Source organism: Ochrobactrum quorumnocens (assembly GCF_002278035.1).
In the GTDB taxonomy this organism is placed as follows: domain Bacteria; phylum Pseudomonadota; class Alphaproteobacteria; order Rhizobiales; family Rhizobiaceae; genus Brucella; species Brucella quorumnocens.
Genome location: NZ_CP022603.1, coordinates 1343429 through 1361394 on the forward strand (window position 1 = coordinate 1343429; position 17966 = coordinate 1361394).

Below are 17966 nucleotides of genomic sequence, written 5' to 3' on the forward strand. Positions count from 1 at the left end.
ACCCGCCTATTTCAACATCGCATCAGCGACTTCAAGCAGCGCTGCCTTCACATCCGGCTCATCGGTCAGCGGCTCAATCATCGCCGCACGCGCGGCCTCGCGTTGCGACATGCCAGCATCAATCAACGATGCGCAGTAAACCAGCAAACGCGTTGAAACGCCTTCTTCCAGATCGTGTCCTTTTAGTCCACGCAACCGATGGGCAAGCGCCACAAGCGGCACGACCTTATGCGCATCAAGGCCGCTTTCGGCACTCACCACTGCAATTTCCTGTTCTTTGGGCAGGAAATCGAATTCGATCGCCACGAAACGCTGACGCGTACTCGGTTTCAATGATTTGAGCAGGTTCTGATAGCCGGGATTATATGACACAACGAGCATGAAGCGATCCGGCGCTTCAAGCAATTCGCCGGTGCGCTCCAGCGGCAGAATGCGGCGATCGTCAGTTAGTGGATGCAGCACCACGGCCACGTCCTTGCGTGCCTCCACAATCTCGTCGAGATAGCAAATGCCGCCCTCACGCACCGCACGGGTTAATGGTCCATCCACCCAATGAGTGTCTCCGCCTTTAAGCAGATAGCGTCCGGTCAGATCTGCAGCCGCAAGATCGTCATGACAAGAAACAGTCGAGAGTGGCAGGCCGAGCCTTGCTGCCATGTGACTGACGAAACGTGTCTTTCCGCACCCCGTCGGACCTTTAAGAAGCAATGGCAGCTTGCGCTTCCATGCCAGTTCAAACAAGGCGCATTCATTGCCGGATGGGCTGTAAGCGGGGATGGATGCATTGATTGTTTCAATATTCTTGAGAACGCTATTCATGGCAGTTTTCCTATTTTCTACGAAAAAAGCCCCACCTTCCGGCAGGGCTTTTGCGTCGATTATTCAGCAGGCTGCACGAAACCAGAGGTGTTTTCGCGGCGCCCCTTGCCCGGAACCAGAACGGCCCAGATGAACATAAAGGCCGAAATTACAACCACGATGCCAGAGCCAAGACGCATCCAGTAAAACAGCGCCAGCTGGTCCTGCACGACCATGAAGCTCTCGCCCAGAACACGCTGCAGATGGGTCTGCACCACGCCTGCAAAAGTGAGCGCAAAGGTCATGACAGACATCGCCGTGCACATGGCCCAAAAGCTCACCATGGAGAGCATTTGATTGTAAGGCGCACGTCCGCGCAGCTCGGGGATCGCATAGGCCATGACTGCGAGATTTAGCATGACATAAGCGCCGAAGAAGGCGAGGTGCCCGTGGGCGGCGGTAAGCTGTGTGCCGTGGGTGTAATAGTTGACCGACGACAGCGTGTGCAGAAAGCCCCATACGCCTGCGCCAAAGAAAGCCATCACCGAGCAACCAATCGACCAGAGAAGAGCTGCACGGTTTGGATGTTTGCGACCAGCCTTCCATGTCATCATGAAAGTGAAGATGACCATAGTGAAGAACGGAGCGACTTCCAGCGTCGAGAACAGCGAACCGATCCACTGCCAGTAGCCCGGCGCGCCGATCCAGTAATAATGGTGACCTGTTCCCAAAATACCCGAGAACAGGGCCAGCCCGACGATGACATAAAGCCACTTTTCGACGACTTCGCGGTCGATACCGTTGAGCTTGATCATCAGGAAGGCGAGGATCGACGCCATGATAAGTTCCCACACGCCTTCAACCCAGAGATGAATCACATACCACCAGTAGAGCTTGTCGATGGCGAGGTTGACCGGGTTATAGAAGGCAAAGAGGAAGAACAGCGCCAGCCCCCACAGACCAAACAGCAGAATGTTGGTGACTGTCGTCTTTCGGCCCTTCAATGCTGTCAGCGTGATGTTGAATAGGAATATCAGGCAGACGACGAGTATGCCGACCTTGATGATGAATGGCTGCTCGAGAAACTCGCGGCCTTCATGGATCTTGAAGAGATAGCCCACCACCGCAATGCCAGCCGCAACAAAGAACAGCCAGAACTGGATGACGGCAAGCTTGGTACTGTAGAGTTCGGTCTCCGTCTCTTCAGGCAGCAGATAATAGGTCGACCCCATGAAACCCATCAACAGCCAGACGACCAGCGCATTGGTATGGATCATGCGAACAATATTGAAGGGCAGAAGCTCGGAGAGCGTATTGGGCAGGACATAGATCGTCCCGGCAAGAACACCGAACGCAACCTGGGCTACGAACAGGACGAGCGCTCCATAAAAATAGAGCATCGCGACCTTTTGGCTTTCATATTTCATATCATAAAACTCCGTTCATCCCGCGCCTCAGCCAGCCTCATTGGGCGGCCAGTTCTGCGTCTTGATGCGGCTTGTCCATTCAAGGAAATCCGCCAGATCGTTGAGTTCCTGTTCGCTCAGGTTGAACTGTGGCATCTGACGACGCCCCTCAATTCCCGTGGGCTGCGCTTGCATCCAGGCCTTCATCGTCTCGCGTGCACCTTCGGGGTCATCCTCGCCGCCGTAACGCTTCCAGACATTGCCGAGCTCAGGTGCGAAATAGGCCCCCTCGCCCAAAAGCGTGTGGCAATTGATGCAGGAGTTTTTCTCCCAGATGTGCTTTCCACGTGCGACCGCTTCGGTCAGCGTCGATTCATCTGTGGACGTGGTTTTCATGTAGTAATGGCTGTGCGCCGTCAGTCCCACGAAGATCGCGAAAAAGAAAATAGAACCGCCGTAGAAGACGTTTCGGGCGCCGGTCTTGGTTAGGCGTTCTGCCATCCCCTTCGTCCTTTCACTGGCCGAAGGCGGAGCCCCGGCATCTCATCCCCCGTCGATGGTGCGGCTGGTCAATCCCCTCGCCAGCATCACGGGACTGCACCCTTCTATCGAGCGGTGAAAAGACATCTTTGCGTTTTGGCAAAGACTGGAGCATTTACAGCGGTTCCAGCTAATATTGAATCGTTGGGACCGCTGTAACTATTTGTTTTCACGCATTTCCGAACGCAAAACCGGTTCCCACTTTTTCTGGAAATGCTTTAGAGCGCATCCCGAAAAGTGTGAAACGGTTTTCGGGATGCGCTTTAAAACAGATAATTAGAGTGCCAATCTGATCCGATCAGATCGAAACGCACTCTAAGCAAAAACTGCGCAAAACAATGAGATTGTATGGTTGTTCAAAGAAGGAAGCGGACTGCTACAGAGCGCATGAGGGCGAGTATAAGCAGCACAGCCGGCCAAGCCAGCAAGGCAAGCTTCAACGCGCCTCTGGTGGCGCGCATTTCCATGAAATCGAGAACGACGAACCAGCCTTTTGCAAAGGCAAGAATCAGAACAGCGATGATTGCGGCAAGCATGCTGGCGCTCAAACTGGCAATCAGCGCACCACTCATTGCAAGCGCCAGCAAAATGAGAAGTGTGCGGTTGAGGGCCCTGTACTCTCGGTTTCTCATTTCGTCACCTCACGCAAGATAAAGAACCGGGAACATAACCAGCCAGACAAGGTCAATCGCGTGCCAGAGCGTGCTGATAAGCAGAACATTGGAAGCGGATGGACGCCACGCGACCAGCGCCAAAATGATTGAGCCAAACAGCACATGCATGAGATGAAAGCCGGTGAGGAGAAAGTAGAGCTCGAAAAACGCCCCCACAGCTTCGTCGCCCACAAACTGGATTTCGTGCGAGTATTCGACGAATTTGAGGGCCACAAATACAAGACCAAAAACCGCTGCCCCCAACAGCGGGCGTCTTGCTTTCTTTGCATTATGTCGTTGCCGCACAGCGATTGCAGCCTGCCAGCCGCTTATCAGCAGCACGATCGTGTTGATTGCAGCAAGACCGGGGCTGAGATGCGCCCGCAATTGCGCCACACCGTCTGAATTGATGATCGACATCACCATGAAGGCGATCAGCAAAATTGCAAAAGTGACAAGTTCGCTCCAGACGAGAATCCAGAGAAGAAGATTATCCTCCGGTTCATCGTCTGAAATCGTTGCCGCGAAGGCTGTGTCTTCTGTTTCAAGCATGGGGCATGCCTAGCCCGCTCATCCCCCATCTTCTTTGCGTTTTGACAAAGAAAAATCATGTGCGTGGAGGCATCGTTCCTTTTCAAACCAAGGAATCTTTCAATGACGGATGCACAGATCGGACTCATGGTTGCCACGCCTGCAATCATCGCCTTTTCGCTGGTTCTCTATCGAATGGGGGCCTTGCAGGGCGCGGGCACGCTTTCAGCGGTTGCAGCATCTATCGTGATTGCTGTCGTCCTGTTCTTTGGTCAATAAAGCACTTCTAGTTTATGATGAATCATAGGAAATGCATCTCACTGTTTGTTTCTACGTATGTCTTTATCCCAAAAATGCTTCGCACTTTTTGAAGGCATGCTTTAGAGCGCGTTTCGATCTGATTGGATCAGATCGGCGCTCTAATTATCTGCTTTAACGCGCAGCTTTATCCGAAAACCGTTTCACACTTTTCGGGATGCGCTCTAGTAGCGGGGCCGAAATTGATCCAGAACAAGGCAGCTCTGTCAGAAAGCCATTACAGTGGCTCCAGTTACAGCGGTTCTAGTTAATATTGAATCGTTGGAACCGCTGTAATTCTTTGTCTTGTTTGAGATGCATCAAAGCAGCATCGCATCGATCAGTTTACAAAAGCTGTCATGGTGACGCTGGCTGTCGTCATCATCTTTCGGCAGTGACGGCCTTGGAAAACTATAATGTCAATCGAACGTGTTGCGGTAAATCCTGTCATCGACGAGCGCACCATTCCGCCCATCACACGACATGCGACCATTTTTTCCATGATTGATGCGCTTGAACCGGGCGATGCGCTGGAGATCGTCAACGATCATGACCCAGTGCCATTGCGCCGCCAGCTCGAGGCCCGCAATCCCGGCGATTTTTCCTGGGTCTATAAGGAGACCGGTCCTGTCTGGCGTGTCGAAATTGCACGGCGCAAGCTTCATGGTTCAGACCATGAGTGCACTTGCGGTAATCACTAACCTATTCATGAAGGGTTGAGATGATCGGTGCCGCGCTTTCCCGCTGGACTCTGTCCTATTTTGCAGCCTCTCTCGTCTTCCTCACAGCTGGGGTCGGATTGATGGCAGGCGGTTTCGGCTATCCGTTTCATGGAATTCGGGCACCGGAAACTCTCATCCTCGTCCATATCATCGCTATCGGCTGGCTGGCATTGCTGATGAGTGGCGCATTGTTGCAGTTCGTGCCGGTCCTGGTTGCAAAGCCCCTTTGGGGAAGTTCCGCACAGCTGCCAGCACTTTTGCTGTTGCTCACAGGACTGACCGGACTGCTTTTCGGCTTTGCAGGCATGTCTGGACTGCTCGAAAATTCGGTTTGGCTGCTTCCCATGTCGGGTCTGCTTTTAATCGCAGGCTTTTCGCTGATCGTTCTGATGCTTGGGGTGACAATCTGGAAAGCGCGACCCATTACGTTGCCCACACGCTTCGTCGCCATTGGCATCAGCTGCCTGCTGATCGTTGCCTGTCTTGGAGGGCTTTATACCTTAGTTCTTTCAGGGGTGATCGAGCAGGTTATCGCTCTTGATATCGCCGGATCGACCATATCAATTCATGCGGTGCTGGCACTTGGCGGCTGGATGACTTTTACAGCCATGGGTGTGAGCTATCGGTTGCTCACCATGTTCATGCTTTCGCCGGACAGCAACACGAAGCGCACCAGGCTTTTATGGTGGTTGGGTCTTGTTGCATTGACAATGCTTGGCCTCGGCGTCGCACTTGTTGCTTTCAGTGTCAGTCAACCTGAAATCACACTATCGACCGCGCTCGTTCCGGGTATCGTCTGCATTTTTCTTTATACTCTCGATGTGCGCGCGATTTATCAGCGGCGCAAACGCAAGACGATTGAATTGAACAGTGCCGCCAGCATTTCTGCATTTGCAGCATTGCTGATTTCGATGGTGCTTGCGCTGACAATGCTCTTTACCGGCATGACCGAGAAGATGGTTGCCGCCCTCGTTTATCTGTTTGTCTTCGGTTGGCTTTCAGGCCTGAGCCTCGCACAGCTTTACAAGATCGTTCCGTTTCTCACCTGGCTCGAATGCTACGGACCCGTCATGGGCCGCGTGCAGACGCCACGTGTGCAGGACATGGTGCGTGAGCAACATGCCCGCTACTGGTTCATCCTTTATTATGGGAGCGTTGGGTTCAGCACCTTGGCCCTGATCGCCGACTATCCAACCATTTTTAGGCTGTCATCTTCACTTACCCTCATTACCATTCTGGCTTTGAGCATTCACTTTATCCGCGCCCGGCGGCTTCTGGACGTACCGACCAGTTTGCGCCTGCCCAATGGCGTGGCGCTACCCAACCTTATCCATGCCGGTACGCACGTACTCAGGAGGTCGAAATGACATTATCCATCCAGGAAATCGCTCATCGTGAGCTGGATGTGCGCCCCTTGCTCAAAAGTGGTGTGGAACCCTTTCAGGCAATCATGGATGCCACGGAAAATCTGCTGCCCGGCCAGAGCCTTTTGCTTGTAACCCCCTTCAAACCAGTACCGCTCTTTGCGGTCATGGAACGAAAAGGCTTCCTTGCTGAACCACAGCCAATTGGCGAGGGTGACTGGCAAACGCTCTTTTCTCCATCGCAAGAAGTGGTCCCGCAAATACAGCTTTCAAACAATGTGGGATCGCCTGATATCTGGCCTGAGCCTTCGCAATATCTCGATTGTTCAGACATGCAACCACCCGAACCGATGGTTCATATTCTGGCAGAACTCGAACGCATGCTAGGCGGCGAGGTCTTGTTCGCTCTGCTTCACCGCGAGCCACTCTTCCTGTTTCCAGAGCTTGAAAGGCGCGGCCATGAATGGGTCGGCAACTTCGATGAAACCGGCAGTGCCTATCGTATCATGATCCGCGTGGGCCAAGAGCGACAAGCGTGAGGACAAAGCCATGCAAAGCGAAAATGATGTCCAACTCGAATATGCCATCCTCAAGGCGCTACGGCTGATACTAGATCCGGAGCTGGGCGTTAATCTGGTGGATCTGGGCATGATCTACCACATCGAGGTCGCAGACGACGGAACGATCAATGTAGAGATGACAACGACGACACCCGGTTGCCCCGCCGCAGGATTTCTTACGCAAGCCGTGCAAACATGCGTGGAAGCTGTCGACGGCGTTTCACGCGCCAATGTCGAACTGACATATGAACCAGCATGGGTGCCTGAGATGGCACAGCCGGAAGTTCAATCTCGTTTCACGGGCCGTCCTTTATAATAGCGCATAATAGGGCTCTGTTGCAAAAGCTTTGCCGATGTCCGAAAGAATGCTGACAATTTTCAGCGAGACTTTCGATGAGCTATTTCTACTGGCGCCATTTTCAGGGTGACGTGATTTTATGGGCGGTACGGTGGTATTGCCGCTATGGGATTAGCTATCGCGTTGAGTCCGACCAATCATTCCAATGCCTGGCAATCAGCAATTTACGCCTTCGTCACCGCCCGGAACGCATTCGCCAACTTCTTGACGGCCGCCTCGATTTCCAGTGGTGTGTAGGCGGCAAAGCCCATCAGGAAGCCGGCCTTCGCTTCATTGGCAGTGTGCAGCGCAGATAGCCCAAGAAGCTCAATCCCGGCCCTCCGGGCCGCATCGATTACCGTGCGTTCGGAAATATCCCAGGTCAGCACGCAGGGCATTTGCAGCCCGCCAACAGGAATATGTGGTTCGACAAAATCCGACAGGTGCTTACTCACGAGGCCAGCCAGCACATCAAGGCGTTCGGCATAGACGCCGCGCATGGTCCGAACGTGCGCACCAAAATGCCCGCCCTCCATAAACCGGGCCAGTGTGAGTTGCGCCATGGGTGCCGTATGGCCGTCCAGCAGCGTACGCGCGACGGTCATCGGCTTTACGAGCTGGGACGGCAGCACTACGTAGCCAATTCGTAAACCGGGAAAGAGTGATTTGGTGAAGGTGCCGATGTAGATGGTGCGGTCATGCGGATCGAGACCTTGCACACAGGCCGTCGGCTTGCCTGCGTAGTGGAATTCGCTGTCATAGTCGTCTTCGATGATCCACGCCTGATGTCGCGCGGCCCATTCGATCAGCGCCATCCGGCGGTCCAGCGCCAGCGTCGCGCCGGTAGGAAACTGATGGGACGGCGTCAGAAAGACCGCCTTGGCCCGGCCCGGCTCAGCCATGATCTGCTCGATGACGATGCCCTGCCGATCCACGGGGATCGGAACGCATTCCAGCCCCGCCGCATCGAACGCCTTGCGCGCGCCGTAATAGGCAGGATCTTCGATGAATATCCTGTCGCCGGGATCGAGCAGCATGTTCGCGCAGAGCGACATGGCCTGCTGCGAACTGGTCAGCACCAATACCCGGTCAGCCGTGGCGCGTGCGCCGCGTTCGAGGTTCACATAGTTGGCAATAGCGCGGCGAAGTGGCTCCGTTCCCTGCGGATCGCCATGATGCAGCGCCTGCGCGCCAATCTCTTTGCGAACCTGCCGCTCCAGACGCTCCCAGAGTTGAAGCGGAAAGGTCCGCGTCTCCGGTACGCCATGGGCAAAAGGCCGCGGTAACTGCACATCGCGAACACCGCCGCTGCGGAACATGGCCGCGCCGCGCCTGCTGAGATTGGGAGCCTGGTTGCGCAGCAGCGTGTCGCGCTGGGACAGACGGCGGCCGGGTGTGAACTCCGTCATCTTCGCGACGAAGCTGCCGCTACCTACGCGCCGGTCGATAAAGCCTTCGGCGTGAAGCTGGGCGTAGGCCGCTTCGATCGTATCGCGCGACAACCCCAGCGATTTGGCGAGCGGGCGTGAGGCGGGCAGCGGCTTGCCCGGCCCAAGGGCGCCATCGACGATCAGTTGGCGGATGGCCCGCTGAATCCGTGCGTGAAGCGGCATCGCCGCATGGGCCGGATGGGCAACCCATGCCTTCACGGATTCGAGTTGGGAGTGCTTGAACAAATGGTCTGAACCCAGTTGAGAAAGTGGATGGGCTTATCAGGCCATTATCAGGCTAAATGTCAATGCGCCTTGTTCGCCGCGCGCCCTAACCACAGGAGCCTCCTCAGGATTATGTCGTCCCATTCCTCGCCTTCACCCATCCGCTTCAACGATCTGACCCATCCAATCGTCGCGGGCCTGATCTCCGTCATCGTCAACTATGGCGGCACGTTCATTCTGGTCTTTCAGGCGGCGAAGATCGCAGGGCTAAGCCCGGAACTCACGGCGTCCTGGGTCTGGTCGGTTTCTATCGGCGTCGGATTGACGGGACTATTCCTGAGCCTGCGCTATCGCGAACCGATCATCACGGCATGGTCAACGCCGGCAGCGGCGTTTCTGGTCACCGCGCTTGCGACGACGCCCTATGCGGAGGCGGTCGGCGCCTACATGATCTCGGCGGCGACTTTCGTCGCGCTTGGGCTCTCCGGCTATTTCGAGAAGGTCATCCGCCTGATCCCGTCGGGCATCGCCTCGGGCCTGTTGGCTGGCATTTTGCTGCAATTCGGCATCGGGGCTTTCGGCGGCGCGAGCGTCGATCCGCTTCTGGTCGGCTTGCTGATCGTCGCCTACGTCGCGTTGAAGCGTTTCTCCGCCCGCTATGCCGTGGTCGGCATTCTGGTTCTCGGGCTTGTATTCCTCTTGGCGCAAGGTCGCGTCGATCTATCCGACCTGAAACTGGAATTCGCGGCTCCGGTCTTCACCATGCCGGCGTTCTCGCTGAACGCGCTGCTCTCGGTCGCATTGCCGCTATTCCTGATCACGCTGACCGGCCAATATATGCCGGGAATGCTGGTTCTGCGGAACGATGGGTTCAAGACGAGCGCAAATCCCATCGTGACTGTGACGGGCCTCGGCTCGCTCATCATGGCCCCATTCGGCTCCCATGCCTTCAACGTCGCCGCCATCACAGCAGCGATCGCCACGGGCAAAGAAGCACATGAAGACCCATCAAAGCGCTGGATCGCCGGCATCGCGGCTGGCTGCTTCTATGTGGTGGTCGGCGTGTTCGGCGTGACACTGGCCGCCGTCTTCATGGCGTTTCCCGCGACGTTCATCACCACGCTCGCCGGTCTGGCGCTCCTCGGCACCATCGGCGGAAGCCTCGCAGGGGCGATGGCCGACCCGACCTCCCGCGAGGCGGCACTGATCACCTTTCTCGCGTCCGCCGCCAACATCAAACTGCTCGGCATCGGCGGGGCGTTCTGGGGACTGCTGATCGGTCTCGTCGCCTACCTCATCCTCAACGGTCGTCTGCCGCAAGGCGAAAGTCGGACAGGGTATGGTGATTGATGACAAGGAGCCCCATCAACCAGCGAAAGCCCGGATCGTGCTCACAGCGACGCTCCACCTCACGGGCAGATCCTATACCGCGGCTATAAGAGTAAATCCTTGCCGTAAAGGCAGACCGATCAAGTTGGCCAACCAATTCCCAGATCGGCTGAGCAGGATGATCTTCTTCCACCAGCCGGTCAACATCCAGCATCTCCCAACGAAGCTGCCGACGATTGGCCTATCGAAAATAAGCGGCTCTTCGTCATATAGGATAATGATCGCGTACTTAGTTCAATCCAGGATTATGTATCATTCTACTCTCGCCAGTCCGAAATGTGTCGCAATCTTGGGACATTCCCCCGGCCGGTATGCTCCTCCCGCGAAAGGGAATTCGCCGTTACAAAATCCCCCACGCACAATACCGCCCTCTCCCTGTGACCTCACGCACGCTAAGCTCGTCTATGAGATTGAGTTCGCCCCGCTGCGCCACCTTAGGGTCGGTCCCGGTAGGGGGCGCCCCCCCAATTCTGACCACGGCAAGCTGAAGCTTGCTGATCAAACCGGTCAGAGGGTTCAAGACGTTGAAGACGGCATATGCGACGATCAAGTGCTTCGAAGTCATGCTGGCGTTGCCCAAGGGCCAGGCTGCTATTTTCAACCTGACACGAGACATCCGTGGGGAAGCGCGTATCGTTGGACGCGCTTTTGGTATCGGCCGAGCACGTTGACAGGGGCCGTGGAACTGCTCGCCCAGAATCTACAAGATCAGACCGCTTGACAGTAGAGAACGAGGGGCTTTCCTCGACAGCTGGATTTTTTTGCAACAGAGCCCCTAATAGACATGGCCCCTAATCGTCTCACGAAAACCAGCGATTGAAACTAATCAATCGCTGGTTTTACTTTTGACAACACGCGTCAGCTGCAATCGTCCTTTGTGCTATCGCAAACAAGCGTTTGCAAACTTAGCGACCACACTATAACTCATTGTAATTAAACGATAATTAATTCCACAATTTATGATCTATGTTGATTGCGGTCAATGAAGCAACACAGCCGATCTCCTATACATAAAACGACAGAGCAAAGAGCGCTCGGTCCTATCGTATAGGAGAGAATCGATGGTAGACCAGATGCAGATCAACCGCCGCACGATACTTGCAGGAGCAGCACTCGCTGGTGCGCTTGCGCCAGTGTTTGCGACAACATCCGCCTGGGGCAATGGCGCGATCCAGAAGACCAGTGCAGCGGAAATCGCAGCGCTTCCCCGGCAGAAAGTGGAGCTGGTGGACCCGCCATTCGTCCACGCTCACAGCCAGGTCGCAGAAGGTGGGCCGAAGGTCATCGAATTTACGATGGTGATCGAGGAAAAGAAGATCGTTATCGACGATGCGGGGACCGAAGTTCACGCAATGGCTTTCAATGGCAGCGTTCCCGGTCCGCTAATGGTGGTACATCAGGACGACTACGTTGAGCTAACGCTCATCAATCCTGATACCAACACGCTCATGCACAATATCGATTTCCATGCGGCAACAGGTGCATTGGGTGGCGGTGGGCTCACCGAGATCAACCCCGGTGAAAAGACGATACTGCGCTTCAAGGCTACCAAGCCCGGCGTCTTCGTCTATCACTGCGCACCTCCCGGAATGGTTCCCTGGCACGTTGTCTCGGGCATGAATGGGGCGATCATGGTATTGCCACGCGATGGACTGCACGACGGCAAGGGCAACAAGCTCTCTTACGACAAAGTCTATTATGTCGGTGAGCAGGACTTCTATGTGCCGCGCGATGAGGTTGGTCAGTACAAGAAATACGATGCACCGGGCGATGCCTATGAAGACACCGTGAAGGTGATGCGTACCCTGACCCCGACACACGTTGTCTTTAACGGTGCTGTGGGCGCATTGACGGGCGATAAGGCAATGACCGCCAAAGTTGGTGAGAAGGTGCTGATCGTTCACTCGCAGGCCAATCGCGATACCAGACCGCATCTTATTGGCGGACATGGCGACTATGTCTGGTCAACAGGCAAGTTCAACACGCCGCCAGATCTTGATCAGGAAACCTGGTTCATTCCGGGCGGGGCCGCGGCAGCAGCCTTCTACACATTCCAGCAGCCGGGCATCTACGCCTATGTGAACCACAATCTGATCGAAGCCTTTGAACTGGGTGCGGCTGCGCACTTCAAAGTCACCGGCGAATGGAATGACGATCTGATGACGTCGATCCTGGCACCATCTGGCATGTAACGAAAAGACTGAAGACTTCTTTGGTGATTGTTGAATGAAGAAAGGCTTGGGGCCGTATCTGTAAAAGGACACGGCCTCTCGATACCAAATGACCAAAGGTTGCAAGAAAAAGCGCCTGCGCGAATTGGCTGTGGCGGTACCTGCCGTTTTGCTGGCAGTGGTTACTGGCCTGTTCGTGGTCGATGCTGCAGGGCGGTTGGATCGCCCGTTTCAAGGCACACAATTTGAGCACCCGCAGACCATTGTCGTCGCTCCGCGCAGCATGACCTATCGCGCTGATGGCGACTTTCAAAAAAACAATTATCCGGTGGATGCGCCGCTGACGACACGCAAACTCGCGCGGTCTTTTGAGATCATGAAATATCAGGTCAGCGCATCCGATTATGAGCGTTGCGTTGCCGATGGCGATTGCCAACCGGCAGAAACGTTGCCGCATAATCGTAACGGATTAAGCACAGACGCGCCGATTGTCGGTGTGAGCTACGATGATGCCGAACACTATGCGAAATGGCTGTCGCAAAAGACCGGCGAAGTCTGGCATCTGCCTACGGACGAGCAATGGGCTTTTGCTGCCGGCTCCCGCTTCACCGATACCGCACTCGGCATTGAGGAAAATGCAGCCAATCCGGCTTTACGCTGGCTCAAGGACTATGAACAGCAAAGCGCACGCAAGCTTGAGCGCAGTCCCGAAGTCCGTTCTGCGGGTGCATTTGGCGAGAACGAACTGGGCATCGCAGACGTTGCGGGCAATGTGTGGGAATGGACACAGACCTGCCATCGTCGGGTGAATATCGATGCCTATGGCAAGGTCGTTGCGGAGACGCCCGTCTGCGGTGTCTATGTGGTCAATGGCAAGCATCGCGCCGCCATGAGCTCATTCATTCGCAATCCAAAGACGGGTGGCTGCAGCGTCGGTGTACCACCCGACAATCTTGGCTTTCGTCTGGTTCGCGACGGTCGCTGGTATGCGGTCGTACTGAAACGGCTAAAGGAATTTTCCATATGACGGTTTGTGCCTGAATGGTCTATTTTATACCCCCAAGACTATCCCTTATTCCTCTTGCTGTGCTAAAGCGACGATGGGGATTTTTAGTAGGGGATGCGCGATGGCCACGATAGATCGCGGGCTTGTCAGAAAACTATCGTTGTTCGCAAAGATGAGCGATGACGAGCTGGACAAGCTTGTGTCTTACGCCTCAACGCGGCGTGTCGTTCCAGGTGAAACCATTTTTGAACAGGGCGACGAAGCCGTCCTGTTCTTTTTGCTGCTTCACGGTCGCCTCAAGGTCAATCAGGTGACACCAGACGGACAGCAGATCATTGTTCGCATGGTGCATCCCGGTGATCTGTTTGGCTTCGCCAAAGCTTTGCAACGCAGCGACTATCCCGGCACCGCAATGGCTGTTGCTGAAAGCATTGTTCTGGCCTGGCCGACCGAGCTTTGGGACTATTTTGTCGAGCAGAACCCCGGTCTCGCCATGAATGCGATCCAGACGATTGGTAAGCGGCTTGAAGAAGCGCACACCCGCATTCGCGAAATGTCGACCGAGGAAGTGGAGCGCCGCGTTGCACATGCTGTTCTCCGCCTTGCCCGTCAAGCGGGTAAGAAGGAAGAAGACGGCATCCGCATCGATTTTCCGATCACCCGTCAGGATATTGCCGAAATGACCGGAACAACCCTTCACACGGTCTCCCGCATTCTGAGCAGCTGGGAGACAAAAGGCTTCGTTCGCGGCGGACGTCAAAAGCTCACAGTCATCAATATGTCCGGCATCAAACGGCTTGCCGACGGCGATTCTTAGCCCGCTTCGCACTTTTGCGGAAATGCTTTAAGGCACGATATCCGTCTTGGCCGTCCGTATGCTTTGTTCTTCAGGCTTCATGAAAAACGCCCTGTCGCCCCCAACATCAAACATCAAGGTCCGTTCAATCGCCGCGATATAATCCGGCGAAGATGAGGCCGTCGCGATAACGTTCCCACCTCTCCCGACAAAGTCATTTTGTACGGCAATGATATTGGTGGTCGCTGCGGACGGTCGGATAATATCAACGATATCGCCAGCAGATATGTTCACTATTCTTCTGTTAGAACCCCAGGGAGCAGCTTTCAACTCGGCTAAAGCCGCATCTATCGAAAGCGGAAACGATCTTCTCTCATGAGAGAGATCACTATCAGAACGCCCATAATCATTCAGTGCAATTGCTCTGGCGGCTGCATCGGCATCCGTTTCGCTGCAAATTCGCGACCATGGCAGAACGACATCTTCCTTTTGCGTCCTGGACCATTCGCGATAGGTGACTGCAACACACTGGTTCGGACCGCTGGTCATGACATCGTGCAAAGACCGTAATGCTGCGACGTGTCCAGCACGCACCATCTGCACAGTGTCAGAATCCAGGAGGGATGACCGATCGACGGCAAAGACAATTGCAACATCGACACGATCCGAACGCTCCATCTTCTCTGCCGCAGCCCGTCCGCTCCCAAATGACAACGATCCAAGCAGCATTGCAGCAACTAAGATCAGAACTGACCGACTAAAATCACCAAAATTTGCGTGTTTGCGAAACATGGTTGCCGCCCCAATCACCATCGCCGACGACCCGTCAGCGGATTGAGCGGGACCATAATCCCCTGATGCAACTGCTAAAATACGACATGTGCCGTATTTCATCCTATCAGGCCACTTGATAGCTTTCGATCAGGAGCGAAAACACTTCCATTCGAGCGAGCTATCGTGCATCCCGAAAAGTGTGAAACGGTTTTCGGATAAGATGCGCGTCCAAACAAGGCGCTTGAATAGCGGCTCTGGCAGTTAGGGTGGCTACTGCCAGAGCCGCAATTATCAATGATTATGCGGAGGGCAATCCGAGGCGCACTGCATAGGCCGTCAACTCGGCGCTGCTATGAAGATTGAGTTTGCGCATAAGGTTTTCGCGGTGCTTGCGCGCAGTAAAAACACTTATTCCGAGCCGCTCTGCGATTTCTCTTGTTTTAGCGCCTTGCGGAATCAGAGCCAGAAATTGCAGTTCTCGTCTGGTGAGAGGAACCGGAGACTGGATGCCGATATTGGGTTCCGGCTCGTGACCGTTCGGTCGACTGAGCGCGATAGCCTGGTGTGCGGCACCATTATCGTTTCCGTTTTGAAGATTGGTAACAGTCGTCAGCAATTCGCCCGGATCGCCGTCTTTGGTGAGATAAGCATCCGCACCCGAGGCAAGCGCTGCTCTGATGGACCGAGACTCGCTGTTAGCCGACAGAATGACGATCTTCAGTTTTGGATAGGTTGTCCGCAATTGCTCGATAAACTGGAAACTATGAAATCCCGGCATTCCAAGATCAAGCAAGACCATATCGCAAGGTGTTTGCGCCAGAACGGCCAGTAAAGAAGAACAATCTCCGACTTCTCCAACCACAACTGTTTCGCTTATAGTCGAAAGAAGCAGTTTAAGTCCTTCGCGGACGATACTGTGATCGTCGGCCAAGATAATCCGGTAATTTACCCTCATCGAAAAGATGCCCCTCAAAACCACAAGCGAATACAGGATAGCATTATGGTCGCATTAGCGCTCTCTGAAAAAGACGAAAAATCTACGAGCGTTAATCCTGTCGATGAAGCGCGCATCAGGCAAGCGCTGGTCAATATCCTTTACAATCATTCGGCCGGGGTGTTGCTGACCAATATCTTCGTACCAATACCCTCGCTTTTGCTCTTCTGGGGTAAAGTTCCCAATGCATGGCTCATTGCCTGGTGCCTTTCGGTTTACCTGCTCACAATCACCCGTGTCATCGTCACACGCAGCTTTTTTCGCCGATCCAAGACGCCGGACTCCTATTCAAAATGGGCGTGGACTGCTGCCGGATTTTCGTGGTTATCGGGCTTGAACTGGGGCTTACTCGGGTTGATCGGTTTCGTATCTAACGAGCCGCATTTGTTGACCTTTGCGATGATCGTCATGACAGGGTTAACATGCGGTTCCGTGCCCACCTCATCTGCATTTCTGCCAGTCCTTGTCGGTTCGCTGTTTACCACAGTGCTGCCGAGTACGATCTATTGCATTCTGGCGCAGGGCGAAGTCTACAATGCCTATCTCTTCCTCGTTGCCTGCCTCGTCATCATCAACTGCCATCACGGTCGAGTAACCCACCGGGATCTGGCTGAAACAATACGGCTGCGGTTTGAAAACGAAACGCTTGTCGATCAGCTAAAGAGTGAACGAGACAGGGTGGCGGCAGCGGACCGTGCCAAAACACGCTTTCTGGCAGCCGCCAGTCATGATTTACGCCAGCCTGTCCATGCGCTTGGCCTTTTCAATTCGACACTGGCCGCACTGGCGAGCAGAGGAAATGTAAATGCGACAGACGCTGGCAACATTGCCGGAAAGATCAGAAAGGTCGTTGCCAATCTCAGCTACCTGCTGAATGCGTTACTCGATGTTTCACGTCTCGACGCTCAGATTGTAACGCCCAACCGAGAAATCATTTCAATCAACGATCTGTTCGACAACCTCAAGAACGAGTTCGCAGGCCTTGCTGAAAGCAAAGGCTTGGAATGGCGGATGCTGAAATGCTCCCATCATACCGACAGCGATCCGATGATGCTTCGGCAGATATTGGCCAATTTGATCACGAACGCCATTCGCTATACCGAAAGCGGGCGGATCGTTTTTGGCTGCCGCCGCAGAGGCGATAAGGTCGAGATACAGGTATTCGATACCGGTCTGGGAATTCCGGTAAGCCAACACATCACGGTTTTTGAGGAATTCGTGCAGCTTCATAATCCTGAACGGGATCGCGACAAGGGTTTAGGTCTTGGCTTGTCCATTGTGAAGCGAACCGCAGAGCTGCTTGGTCATCCGGTTCGCCTGGTGTCGCAGCCGGGCAAGGGGTCGATGTTCTCGATCATGGTTCCGCTCGTCACCGACCAGCGCCAATCTGAAAAGACAATACAGAACATCCCTCAAACTGGTGGAAACATATTCATCGTCGATGACGAAAGCACCGTATTGGATGCTCTGTCCGGTCTCGTGGATGTTTGGGGATATCGCGCCTATGCGGGACGCAATGTGGACGAAACATTCGTCGCATGGCAGACTGATGAAACCGCATCACACTCTGCTTCGGATATTATCATCGTAGACTACCGCCTTGAAGGCGGGATGATCGGAACGGAAGCAGCCAGCAGATTGTTCAAACATCTTGGGCGCAAACTACCGGTAATTATCCTCACCGGCGACACCTCGCCCGAACGGCTGCGCGAAGCGTCCGCAAGCGGTTATATGCTGCTTCACAAACCGATTGATCCGAGTGAATTGCTCCAAGCTATTCAGCAGCCAACACAGACCTCGGTTTTGACCCGCTAAAAGAAAAATTCCAAGCCCGGCTTGAAACTCAAATCTCGCTTACTAACTGTTGGAGAGTGGACCGGGCCCCTCTGGCGGTTTTTTCAAACCGTGATGTCGGACCACTTCGAGCGCGCTCGAGGTCAGCCCGGAAATTCCCAGCCGACCTTGTGATATTT

General features: G+C 54.5%; 20 protein-coding genes and 2 pseudogenes. 12 read left to right on the plus strand and 10 right to left on the minus strand.

The window, feature by feature from the left end:
* Positions 1-6: 6 nt before the first annotated feature.
* From CES85_RS06345 to CES85_RS06365, 5 genes are all read right to left on the minus strand, one after another.
* Positions 7-819: a CbbQ/NirQ/NorQ/GpvN family protein gene (locus CES85_RS06345; protein ID WP_095445108.1), complete on the minus strand. Its 813-nt coding sequence runs from the start codon at positions 817-819 to the stop codon at positions 7-9.
* A 59-nt stretch (positions 820-878) separates the two neighbouring features.
* A complete protein-coding gene (locus CES85_RS06350) occupies positions 879-2225 on the minus strand; it encodes a nitric-oxide reductase large subunit (protein WP_095445109.1) in 1347 nt (448 codons plus the stop codon).
* 27 nt (positions 2226-2252) lie between these two features.
* Positions 2253-2705 carry a c-type cytochrome gene (locus CES85_RS06355; RefSeq protein WP_095445110.1) on the minus strand — a complete coding sequence of 151 codons (453 nt, stop codon included), beginning with the start codon at positions 2703-2705 and terminating at the stop codon, positions 2253-2255.
* A gap of 395 nt (positions 2706-3100) precedes the next feature.
* Positions 3101-3376, minus strand: a complete 276-nt coding sequence (locus CES85_RS06360; RefSeq protein WP_095445111.1) for a cytochrome C oxidase subunit IV family protein — start codon at positions 3374-3376, stop codon at positions 3101-3103.
* 9 nt (positions 3377-3385) lie between these two features.
* Positions 3386-3949 (minus strand): cytochrome c oxidase subunit 3, encoded by a 564-nt coding sequence (locus CES85_RS06365; RefSeq protein WP_095445112.1) that lies wholly within the window; start codon positions 3947-3949, stop codon positions 3386-3388.
* A gap of 102 nt (positions 3950-4051) precedes the next feature.
* Here CES85_RS06365 and CES85_RS27390 point away from each other — a divergent pair, with 102 nt between their 5' ends.
* The 6 genes and pseudogenes from CES85_RS27390 to CES85_RS06395 all read left to right on the plus strand — a co-directional run.
* Complete coding sequence (locus CES85_RS27390; RefSeq protein ID WP_095445113.1) at positions 4052-4207, plus strand: hypothetical protein; 156 nt, start codon at positions 4052-4054, stop codon at positions 4205-4207.
* A gap of 434 nt (positions 4208-4641) precedes the next feature.
* Entirely contained in the window at positions 4642-4926 is a 285-nt protein-coding gene (locus CES85_RS06375; RefSeq protein WP_095445114.1) for a DUF2249 domain-containing protein, read from the plus strand.
* A gap of 20 nt (positions 4927-4946) precedes the next feature.
* Positions 4947-6314, plus strand: coding sequence for a hypothetical protein (locus tag CES85_RS06380; protein ID WP_095445115.1), 1368 nt, complete (start codon positions 4947-4949; stop codon positions 6312-6314).
* Complete coding sequence (locus CES85_RS06385; protein ID WP_095445116.1) at positions 6311-6850, plus strand: DUF2249 domain-containing protein; 540 nt, start codon at positions 6311-6313, stop codon at positions 6848-6850. The genes CES85_RS06380 and CES85_RS06385 overlap by 4 nt, the downstream gene beginning before the upstream one ends.
* 10 nt (positions 6851-6860) lie before the next feature.
* On the plus strand, positions 6861-7187 hold the full coding sequence (locus tag CES85_RS06390) for a metal-sulfur cluster assembly factor (protein WP_095445117.1): 327 nt from the start codon (positions 6861-6863) through the stop codon (positions 7185-7187).
* Positions 7188-7264: 77 nt separating this feature from the next.
* Positions 7265-7351, plus strand: a pseudogene (locus CES85_RS06395) (IS6 family transposase); the annotation flags it as partial.
* A 42-nt stretch (positions 7352-7393) separates the two neighbouring features.
* On the opposite strand, the gene pdxR reads toward CES85_RS06395, so the two are convergent.
* A complete protein-coding gene (gene pdxR, locus CES85_RS06400; protein WP_095445118.1) occupies positions 7394-8884 on the minus strand; it encodes a MocR-like pyridoxine biosynthesis transcription factor PdxR in 1491 nt (496 codons plus the stop codon).
* Positions 8885-8995: 111 nt separating this feature from the next.
* Between pdxR and CES85_RS06405 the strand changes: the two genes are divergently transcribed.
* Positions 8996-10213 carry a benzoate/H(+) symporter BenE family transporter gene (locus tag CES85_RS06405; RefSeq protein ID WP_095445119.1) on the plus strand — a complete coding sequence of 406 codons (1218 nt, stop codon included), beginning with the start codon at positions 8996-8998 and terminating at the stop codon, positions 10211-10213.
* Here the strand turns inward: CES85_RS06405 and CES85_RS06410 are convergent.
* Together CES85_RS06410 and CES85_RS28085 are read right to left on the minus strand one after the other, a co-directional pair.
* The gene (locus CES85_RS06410) at positions 10164-10406 is read right to left on the minus strand and encodes a transposase (RefSeq protein ID WP_095445120.1); all 243 of its coding nucleotides are present in this window, start codon (positions 10404-10406) and stop codon (positions 10164-10166) included. The genes CES85_RS06405 and CES85_RS06410 overlap by 50 nt on opposite strands.
* A gap of 186 nt (positions 10407-10592) precedes the next feature.
* A complete protein-coding gene (locus tag CES85_RS28085) occupies positions 10593-10730 on the minus strand; it encodes a helix-turn-helix domain-containing protein (protein WP_095445735.1) in 138 nt (45 codons plus the stop codon).
* Here CES85_RS28085 and CES85_RS06420 point away from each other — a divergent pair.
* The 4 genes and pseudogenes from CES85_RS06420 to CES85_RS06435 all read left to right on the plus strand — a co-directional run.
* Positions 10722-10973: pseudogene (locus tag CES85_RS06420) on the plus strand (IS6 family transposase); the annotation flags it as partial. The gene CES85_RS28085 and the pseudogene CES85_RS06420 sit on opposite strands and share 9 nt — an antisense overlap.
* A gap of 340 nt (positions 10974-11313) precedes the next feature.
* Positions 11314-12444: a copper-containing nitrite reductase gene (nirK, locus tag CES85_RS06425; RefSeq protein ID WP_095445121.1), complete on the plus strand. Its 1131-nt coding sequence runs from the start codon at positions 11314-11316 to the stop codon at positions 12442-12444.
* 88 nt (positions 12445-12532) lie between these two features.
* The gene (locus CES85_RS06430; RefSeq protein ID WP_095445122.1) at positions 12533-13450 is read left to right on the plus strand and encodes an SUMF1/EgtB/PvdO family nonheme iron enzyme; all 918 of its coding nucleotides are present in this window, start codon (positions 12533-12535) and stop codon (positions 13448-13450) included.
* A gap of 100 nt (positions 13451-13550) precedes the next feature.
* Entirely contained in the window at positions 13551-14246 is a 696-nt protein-coding gene (locus CES85_RS06435) for a Crp/Fnr family transcriptional regulator (protein WP_095445123.1), read from the plus strand.
* Positions 14247-14273: 27 nt separating this feature from the next.
* Here CES85_RS06435 and CES85_RS06440 read toward each other — a convergent pair whose 3' ends face one another.
* Together CES85_RS06440 and CES85_RS06445 are read right to left on the minus strand one after the other, a co-directional pair.
* Positions 14274-15017 carry a DUF1194 domain-containing protein gene (locus CES85_RS06440; protein ID WP_157743419.1) on the minus strand — a complete coding sequence of 248 codons (744 nt, stop codon included), beginning with the start codon at positions 15015-15017 and terminating at the stop codon, positions 14274-14276.
* A gap of 280 nt (positions 15018-15297) precedes the next feature.
* Complete coding sequence (locus CES85_RS06445) at positions 15298-15954, minus strand: response regulator (protein ID WP_095445125.1); 657 nt, start codon at positions 15952-15954, stop codon at positions 15298-15300.
* A gap of 45 nt (positions 15955-15999) precedes the next feature.
* Here CES85_RS06445 and CES85_RS06450 point away from each other — a divergent pair, with 45 nt between their 5' ends.
* Positions 16000-17808 carry an ATP-binding response regulator gene (locus tag CES85_RS06450; protein WP_095445126.1) on the plus strand — a complete coding sequence of 603 codons (1809 nt, stop codon included), beginning with the start codon at positions 16000-16002 and terminating at the stop codon, positions 17806-17808.
* Positions 17809-17966: the final 158 nt, after the last annotated feature.

Bases quoted from the DNA above. Each gene is read 5' to 3' on its own strand.
- CES85_RS06430 (WP_095445122.1), top strand. From the start codon at position 12,533: ATGACCAAAGGTTGCAAGAAAAAGCGCCTGCGCGAATTGGCTGTGGCG.
- CES85_RS06345 (WP_095445108.1), bottom strand. From the start codon at position 819: ATGAATAGCGTTCTCAAGAATATTGAAACAATCAATGCATCCATCCCC.
- CES85_RS06445 (WP_095445125.1), bottom strand. From the start codon at position 15,954: ATGAGGGTAAATTACCGGATTATCTTGGCCGACGATCACAGTATCGTC.
- CES85_RS06385 (WP_095445116.1), top strand. From the start codon at position 6,311: ATGACATTATCCATCCAGGAAATCGCTCATCGTGAGCTGGATGTGCGC.
- CES85_RS06375 (WP_095445114.1), top strand. From the start codon at position 4,642: ATGTCAATCGAACGTGTTGCGGTAAATCCTGTCATCGACGAGCGCACC.
- CES85_RS06435 (WP_095445123.1), top strand. From the start codon at position 13,551: ATGGCCACGATAGATCGCGGGCTTGTCAGAAAACTATCGTTGTTCGCA.
- CES85_RS06365 (WP_095445112.1), bottom strand. From the start codon at position 3,949: ATGCTTGAAACAGAAGACACAGCCTTCGCGGCAACGATTTCAGACGAT.
- CES85_RS06440 (WP_157743419.1), bottom strand. From the start codon at position 15,017: ATGTTTCGCAAACACGCAAATTTTGGTGATTTTAGTCGGTCAGTTCTG.
- CES85_RS06390 (WP_095445117.1), top strand. From the start codon at position 6,861: ATGCAAAGCGAAAATGATGTCCAACTCGAATATGCCATCCTCAAGGCG.
- nirK (WP_095445121.1), top strand. From the start codon at position 11,314: ATGGTAGACCAGATGCAGATCAACCGCCGCACGATACTTGCAGGAGCA.
- CES85_RS27390 (WP_095445113.1), top strand. From the start codon at position 4,052: ATGACGGATGCACAGATCGGACTCATGGTTGCCACGCCTGCAATCATC.
- CES85_RS06360 (WP_095445111.1), bottom strand. From the start codon at position 3,376: ATGAGAAACCGAGAGTACAGGGCCCTCAACCGCACACTTCTCATTTTG.
- CES85_RS06410 (WP_095445120.1), bottom strand. From the start codon at position 10,406: ATGCTGGATGTTGACCGGCTGGTGGAAGAAGATCATCCTGCTCAGCCG.
- CES85_RS06355 (WP_095445110.1), bottom strand. From the start codon at position 2,705: ATGGCAGAACGCCTAACCAAGACCGGCGCCCGAAACGTCTTCTACGGC.
- CES85_RS06450 (WP_095445126.1), top strand. From the start codon at position 16,000: ATGGTCGCATTAGCGCTCTCTGAAAAAGACGAAAAATCTACGAGCGTT.
- CES85_RS06405 (WP_095445119.1), top strand. From the start codon at position 8,996: ATGTCGTCCCATTCCTCGCCTTCACCCATCCGCTTCAACGATCTGACC.
- CES85_RS06350 (WP_095445109.1), bottom strand. From the start codon at position 2,225: ATGAAATATGAAAGCCAAAAGGTCGCGATGCTCTATTTTTATGGAGCG.
- CES85_RS06380 (WP_095445115.1), top strand. From the start codon at position 4,947: ATGATCGGTGCCGCGCTTTCCCGCTGGACTCTGTCCTATTTTGCAGCC.